This window comes from Bradyrhizobium sp. Unk1 (assembly GCF_059512345.1).
In genome coordinates, this window is the sequence record NZ_JCAMOP010000104.1 from 1 (window position 1) to 7,124 (window position 7,124).

The following is a 7,124-nucleotide window of genomic DNA, read 5'->3' on the forward strand; positions in this document are numbered from 1 at the left end:
ACTTCGGAGGGCCATCCTCCATCTCTGACAAAGCTTCGTCAGGCTTCATGCCGAAACCTGACTTCCACAGCACACGAGGTCCTCATGCTTCAGGGATCTCCACAGCCGCTCGATGAACACGTTGTCCATCCAGCGGCCGCGGCCATCCATCGAGATCTTGATCCCTGCGCCGGCTAGCGCGTCGGTGAAGGCCGTACTGGTGAACTGGCTGCCCTGGTCGGTGTTGAAAATCTCCGGCGTGCCGTACTTCGCCAGCGCCTCTTCCAAAGCCGCCACGCAGAACGATGTGTCCATCGTGTTCGACAGCCGCCACGCCAGAACCGCACGGCTCGCCCAGTCGATGATCGCGACGAGGTAGAGAAAGCCGCGGCCGATGGGCAGATAGGTAATGTCGGCCGCCCACACCTGGTTCGGCCGGTCGATCGTCATGTTGCGCAGCAGGTAGGGATAGATCTTGTGGCCCGGCGCCGGCTTCGTCGTGTTCGGCTTCGGTCCCAGCGCCGCGATGCCCATCTTACGCATCAACCGCTGCACGCGCTTGCGATTGACCTGAAGCCCCTCAGCCTTCAGCATCGCGGTCATTCGCCGCGAGCCCAGGAACGGCCAGGCGGTGAACAGCTCGTCGATCCGCCGCATCAGGGCAAGGTCGTTGTCGTTGGCCGGCCGTGGCGGCCGGTAGACCCCAGAGCGCGCGATGCCAAGCAACATGCATTGCCGGCGGATCGACAGCGCCATGTCGGCGCGATCGAGCATTCCTCGACGGTCCGGCGTGCTCATCTTCCGGACCTCCGCGCTAAAAAATCGCGCTCCACCGTCAATTGCCCGATCTTGGCGTGCAGCTTCTCGATCTCGCGTTCGCGCGTTTCCTCGCTCTCCCGCCCGACACCCGCGTCAAAGGCCTGTGCCGCCTGTTCCAGAAGTTGTTTTTTCCACGCATAAATCTGGTTCGGGTGGACCTCATAGCGCTGGGCCAGATCGGCCACCGTCGCCTGCTCCCGCACGGCTTCCAGCGCGATCTTTGCCTTCAGTGCCGCGTCGATCTTCCGTCTCGTCTTCTTCGTCATCATGCCCTCCGTCTATCAAACGGAGCGGCCCTTTTCCAATTCGGCCTCTGGTCCCAAAATCGGGGTCCATTTCAAATCAAGCCATCCATTTGCGTCTCCAGAGTGGAACCGATCTCTCGAAAAGACAACGGACCTGTACGCTGAGGAATTGAAGGACGGGTCAAAGCTGGCTGCTTTCTCTTTGCACGCTCAAGCGAATCTTCTGAAGACTCTAGCCAAATCCAACACTCCGTCGGACGTAATGAAATGCCATCTGGATTTCGCGGAGCGGCTCTGGTCGAAATTGATCAGCGAAGGCTGAGAGATAAGATCACTAAGGCGGGCCCGTCATGTGCGGCACGGTAAGCAATACGAACACTTCCAGTTCTCACTCGGGCAAGAACCGCTAGGCACTATTAAGCTGTGTCATCTCCAAGACATCGATGTCCGAAGCTCGACTGCAAGTCGGGAACACCCTGTCAACGCAGCGAGAGGCGCGTTGTGTCACGAGGAAACGCTCGTCGAACACTATTTGGCACATCCATTGCTTGAGATGCAAAGGGAACCCGTCACCATCGTCGCGACCCAAGTCTAAGGGTTCAATTTGGTCGATTGGATGCATTTGCCAAATTCGCTTGCTGTTGTTGCCGATGCCGAGCAGCCGATTGGGCCGATTGAGCTACTGTCAGTCGCCGAGCGCACGTATCTGCTGGAGGATCTGAACCGGACGGCGGTGATGTATCCTGAACAGCAGTGCATCCATGAGCTGTTCGAGGCCCAGGTGCGCCAGGCGCCGGATGTTGTGGCGGAGGTCTATCAGGACCAGCGCGTCAGCTATGGCGAGCTCAATGCGCGGGCAAACCAGCTGGCGCATCATCTGATCGCCCTCGGGGTGTCGCCGGACCAGCGGGTGGCGATCTGCGTTGCGCGCAGCGTGGCGATGGTGGTCCGGCTGCTGGCGATCCTTAAGGCGGGTGGCGCCTATCATCCGCTGGATCCGGCCTATCCGTCGGCGCGGCTGCACCAGGTGCTGGAGGATGCGGCGCCCCGCCTGCTGCTGGCCGACGCGGCCGGACGATCCGCGCTGGGCGGCGAGGCGCTGGCAGATCTCGCCGTGATCTATCTCGACACGGCAACGCCGGAATGGGCCACTCTCCCGGCGTCGGATCCCGACCAGCGCGCGCTCGGCCTGACCTCGCGCCACCTCGCCTATGTGATCTACACTACAGGCTCAACCGGATCACCCAAGGGGGGCATGGTCGAGCATTGCGGCCTGGTCAATCTCCTTGCATGGCATGTGCAAGCATTTTGTCCGCAACCAGAATCCTGCTGCGCACTCACGGCTGGACTAGCATTCGATGCCAGCACGTGGGAGCTATGGTCTGCGTTATGTAACCGCAGCACATTGCTGTTGCCGCCCAGAGCGGCAGCAGGAGATTCCTTGCATCGGCTGCAATGGTGGCGAGATCAATCGCTGGCCGTTTCATTTTTGATCACGCCACTGGCTACACTCGCGCTGGAAGATAAGCTCATCAATTCCAGATTGGAGTACTTGCTTGTTGGCGGGGATCGTCTCCCACGTTTGCCTGCGTCTCTACCAGCGGCTCTCAAGCTCATAAACAACCGCGGCCCTACCGAAGGGACGGTACACCCGCGTGTTCGCAATCGGACGGCCGATCGTCTCAACGACAGTCTCTCCCCGTCGCATGCAAATCCACGTCGCAAATTCGGACAGTAGCTTGAGTGGATCTCGAGGAGCACGCAAAGCGTGAGGCGCTTCAGCACAGCGGTTACGCCAGGAGTGGTTGGAATGGTTAGAAGACTTCGGCCGCAGCCCAAAGACTACGGGCATTTATCGCATCCCTCGGACGGCGCGCCAAGCATTGTGCACATCGGGTTTGGAGCGAACGGCTTTTACACAGTGTGCGCCGCAAGCCCCTAGCGCCATGAGCAGTCAAGATAACAAACGCCTCGTCGCAATCGGCGTGGTTCTCCCGTTTGCGTTGGAGCACTGGCTGAAGCAGCCAGTCCGTGCCATTGTTGTCCTGGTCGGCTTCTTGGGGGCGACGGTTGCCGATCTGTTCATGCCGGTCTATTCCGGCCGTCTAGTGGACGCATTGACCTCGGTCCCCTCCGACCAGGCGGCGCGACATGCGGCACTGATTGCGTTCGCTAGCACCCTCGCGCTTGGTCTGCTCTCGATTGTACTGCGGTTTATGGGCTTGCAGGCGATCGTGCCGTTCACGCTGAAGACCATGTCAGATGTGGCCCGTGGGGGCTTCATGCGAGTACAGCGCTTCTCAACGGACTGGCACGCAAACTCGTTCGCCGGCTCGACAGTGCGCAAGATCACCCGCGGCATGTGGGCGCTCGAACTGCTTAATCATACGATCCTGACGGCATTGTTGCCGTCTCTCGCGGTGCTCGTGGGCTCGACGATCCTGCTCGGCCTGCATTGGCTCGAGCTCGGCGCCGTGTTCGGCTTCGGCGCAGTTATCTATGTCGCCATGACGGCGGCATTCACGATCGGCTACATCGCGCCGGCGGCGCGCGTCTCCAACGCCTGGGACAGCAAAGTCAGCGGCACGCTAGCGGACGCACTCACCTGCAATACTGTGGTGAAATCCTTCGGTGCTGCGGCGCGTGAGGATGCGCGGTTTGACGGGGTCGTCAGACGCTGGCGGGCGCGGGTGCAGCGCACCTGGCTGCGGTCCAACTGCACGAGCACGGTGCAGCTGATGATGCTCTTGTGCTTTCGTGCTTCGGTGATCGGTGGCGCCATCCTCCTGTGGATAGCGGGGCGGACCTCTCCAGGCGACGTCACTTATGTGTTGACGAGCTATTACATTATTCACGCTTATTTGCGGGACGTTGGGATGCACATCAACAATCTGCAGCGCTCGGTGAACGACATGGAGGAACTGGTTACCATCTATGGCGAGCCGATCGGCATTATCGATGCTCCCGACGCCAAGCCGATCGAAATTCACTCTGGGAGGATCACGTTCGAGAACGTCACCTTCCTCTATCACGGCGATCGCGTGCCGCTCTACGACGGACTGTCGATCAACATCCGCGCCGGCGAGCGGATCGGTCTCGTGGGCCGCTCCGGATCCGGCAAGACCACGTTCGTCAAGCTGCTTCAGCGGCTCTACAACGTCTCCGGCGGACGGATCCTGATCGACGGCCAGGACGTTGCGAAAGCCAAGCAGCAGTCGCTGCGCAGCCAGATCGCGATCGTGGAGCAGGAGCCAATCCTGTTTCACCGCTCGTTGGCTGAAAACATCGCCTATGGCCGACCCGGCGCCAGCATGGCCGCGATCAAGGACGCGGCGAGGCTCGCCCATGCGCATGACTTCATCATACGATCGCCAAAGGGCTACGGCACGCTGGTGGGCGAGCGTGGCATAAATCTGTCGGGCGGCGAGCGGCAGCGCATTGCGCTGGCGCGCGCGTTCCTTGCCGATGCGCCAGTGTTGATCCTGGACGAGGCGACGTCGAGCCTGGATTCAGAATCGGAAGCGCTAATCCAAGAGGCGATGGAACGGCTAATGAAGGACCGCACCTCGATCGTAATCGCGCACCGCCTGTCGACGGTGCGCGGGCTCGACCGCATCCTGGTGTTCGATCGTGGCGAGATCGTCGAGCAGGGCACGCATCCGGCACTGACCGTGCAACCCGGCGGCATCTATCGCAGTCTGTTCGAGCGGCAGGCCGTCTAGTGTCCTGAACCAGAAGTTCGCAACATCGCGTCGTGCTGTGCCGGGGCATTGTAACGGCAGAAGCGCTCGATAGAAGCAAGGATGTCGTCGGCTGACTTGGTCCATCGGAACGGTTTGGGATCAGCGTTGTGTCGTTCGATGAACGAGGCGATGTCCGACCTGAGGGTGGCTACGCTGCGATAGACGCCGCGCCTGATCTTCTTGTCGGTAAGAAGCGCGAAGAAGCGCTCGACCTGATTGAGCCATGACGAACTGGTCGGGGTCAGGCGCACATGCCATCGCGGCCGTTTGGCCAGCCATTTCCGGATCAGCGGGGTCTTGTGGGTGGCGTAGTTATCCATGACGAGATGGACGTCGAGTTGGCTGGGCACAGCGGCCTCGATCTCGTCCAAGAACTGGCGGAACTCGGCGGCGCGGTGCCGTCCGTAACACTTGCCGATAACCGCCCGGTCGCAATGTCGAGGGCGGCGAACAGCGATGTGGTGCCGTGCCTTTTGTAGTCATGGCTCCTTCGAGCCGGCTGACCGGGACGCACCGGCAGCATCGGCTGACTGCGGTCCAGCGCCTGGATTTGGGATTTTTCGTCTACACACAGAACGATGGCATGTGCCGGCGGCGAGACGTAAAGGCCGACGACGTCGCGCACCTTGGCGACGAAGTTCGGATCGGTGGAGAGCTTGAATGTCTCCAGCCGGTGCGGCTGGAGCCCGAAGGCCCGCCAGATGCGTTGCACCGTCGACACCGACAGGCCGCTGGCCTTCTCCATGCCCCGAGAACTCCAATGAGTGGCGTTCTCGGGGCAGCTTACCAGCGTCCTCACGATCACTGCTTCGATGCGACCATCGTCAATGCTGCGCGGTGCGCCCGAGCGCGGCTCATCGTGCAGCCCGGCCACGCGCTGCTCCACAAAGCGCCGCCGCCATTTGCCTACCGTCCCGCGCTCCAGGCCCAGCTTGGCTGCCACTTCCTTATTCTGACCGCCTTCTGCACAGGTCAGCACGATCCGGGCTGTGAGAGCCAGCGCCTGCGCCGTCTTTCGCCGCGTTGTCAGCGACTGAAGTTCAGCGCGCTCATCATCGCTCAACATCAAGGGCGCAAGTCGCTCCGTCGCCATCAGATCCTCCGTCGCTGTTGTGCAGCCTCCAGTCTGCCACAGCGGTGCGAATCTAACGCGATCCTACGATTGCGAATTTGTGACTCGGGACACTAGCATTACAGTTGCATTTTCTTGAGGGTTCTGAATCCATGGGTGACCATGATTCGGGGTCTGATGATTGGTGGTGCGTCGGTTGAGAATACGCTGGCGCTGTGGGCTTCATCGTTGCGAGATGCCAAGCAACGCATCCGTCCGCTGTTTACGCAGGAGCGGGTCGCGGCCTCGGCGTGGCAGTTTCTCGACGGACTGTTGGGCAACGAGCCGCGCAAGACGGGTTGGATGCGGGCGGAAGCGGCCGGCGATCCAGGCCCGTGGCGCCAGCAGGCGATCCTGGGCCGGGGGCGGTGGGATGCCGACGCACTACGCGACATTGTGCGTGAGTACGCGCTGGAAGCGCTTGGCGATGAGGACGCGGTCCTGGTCATCGATGAGACCGGCTTTTTGAAGCAGGGCAAGGCCTCGTGCGGGGTCGCACGCCAGTACACTGGCTCGGCGGGCAAGATCACCAATTGCCAGATCGGAGTGTTCGCCTCCTATGTGTCGCGACATGGCCATGCCTTCATCGACCGGGCGCTCTACCTGCCAAAGGAATGGACGGACGACCCCACTCGCCTGAAGGCAGCGCATGTACCGAGCGATGAGGGCTTTGCGACGAAGCCCAAGATCGCGCGTCAAATGATCGCTCGCGCGATCGTCGCCAAGGTGCCGTTCTCGTTCGTGGCGGCGGACAGCGTCTATGGCACCGGAGAGATCGAAACCCATCTGCGCAAGGCAGGCAAAGGCTATGTTCTGGGTGTTGCGTCCAATCATGTGTTCCGTTCCTGGGGCAAGCCGCAGCCTATTGCCGGCACCGCCTCCGCGATCGCGCAGAGCCTTCCCAAGAAGGCCTGGCGCCGCCTAAGGTCCACGCTGGCACGACTGGGCCTATCTCGAGTTGGCCGATCTCGAAGCCAGGGAAATACAACGACGACCTTGCCGGGGAATGGACGCGGGGTCTTCTGATCCGCCGCAACATCGCCGACGGCAGCTTGGCCTTTTTCTCCACATGGTGCCCCAAGGGCACGTCCATGCAGAAGCTGGTGGCGGTGGAAGGCCATCGCTGGGCCATCGAGGACAGCTTCGAAACGTAAGCGCGATTTTCCGCGCACGTTGTCGCCCGCGATTTGACGGATGGCCTTCGTATTGGGACGATGCTGAGCCGTT

3 protein-coding genes and 3 pseudogenes are annotated in these 7,124 nt (G+C 61.3%); 3 read left to right on the top strand and 3 right to left on the bottom strand.

Features of this window, described 5'->3' with window-relative positions:
* Positions 1 to 81 precede the first annotated feature (81 nt).
* Both AC5ZFO_RS46645 and AC5ZFO_RS46650 read right to left on the bottom strand, forming a co-directional pair.
* Positions 82 to 777: pseudogene (locus AC5ZFO_RS46645) on the bottom strand (IS3 family transposase); the annotation flags it as partial.
* On the bottom strand, positions 774 to 1,064 hold the full coding sequence (locus AC5ZFO_RS46650) for a transposase (RefSeq protein WP_496124090.1): 291 nt from the start codon (positions 1,062 to 1,064) through the stop codon (positions 774 to 776). The gene AC5ZFO_RS46650 and the pseudogene AC5ZFO_RS46645, both read right to left, overlap by 4 nt.
* A gap of 583 nt (positions 1,065 to 1,647) precedes the next feature.
* Between AC5ZFO_RS46650 and AC5ZFO_RS46655 the strand changes: the two genes are divergently transcribed.
* Entirely contained in the window at positions 1,648 to 2,781 is a 1,134-nt protein-coding gene (locus tag AC5ZFO_RS46655) for an AMP-binding protein (RefSeq protein ID WP_496124091.1), read from the top strand.
* A 208-nt stretch (positions 2,782 to 2,989) separates the two neighbouring features.
* The gene (locus tag AC5ZFO_RS46660; protein WP_496124092.1) at positions 2,990 to 4,765 is read left to right on the top strand and encodes an ABC transporter ATP-binding protein; all 1,776 of its coding nucleotides are present in this window, start codon (positions 2,990 to 2,992) and stop codon (positions 4,763 to 4,765) included.
* Here AC5ZFO_RS46660 and AC5ZFO_RS46665 read toward each other — a convergent pair.
* Positions 4,762 to 5,879 (bottom strand): annotated as a pseudogene (locus AC5ZFO_RS46665) (IS630 family transposase). The gene AC5ZFO_RS46660 and the pseudogene AC5ZFO_RS46665 sit on opposite strands and share 4 nt — an antisense overlap.
* Before the next feature lie 141 nt (positions 5,880 to 6,020).
* Here AC5ZFO_RS46665 and AC5ZFO_RS46670 point away from each other — a divergent pair.
* A pseudogene (locus AC5ZFO_RS46670) lies at positions 6,021 to 7,048 on the top strand (IS701 family transposase); the annotation flags it as partial.
* Between the last annotated feature and the right edge of the window lie 76 nt (positions 7,049 to 7,124).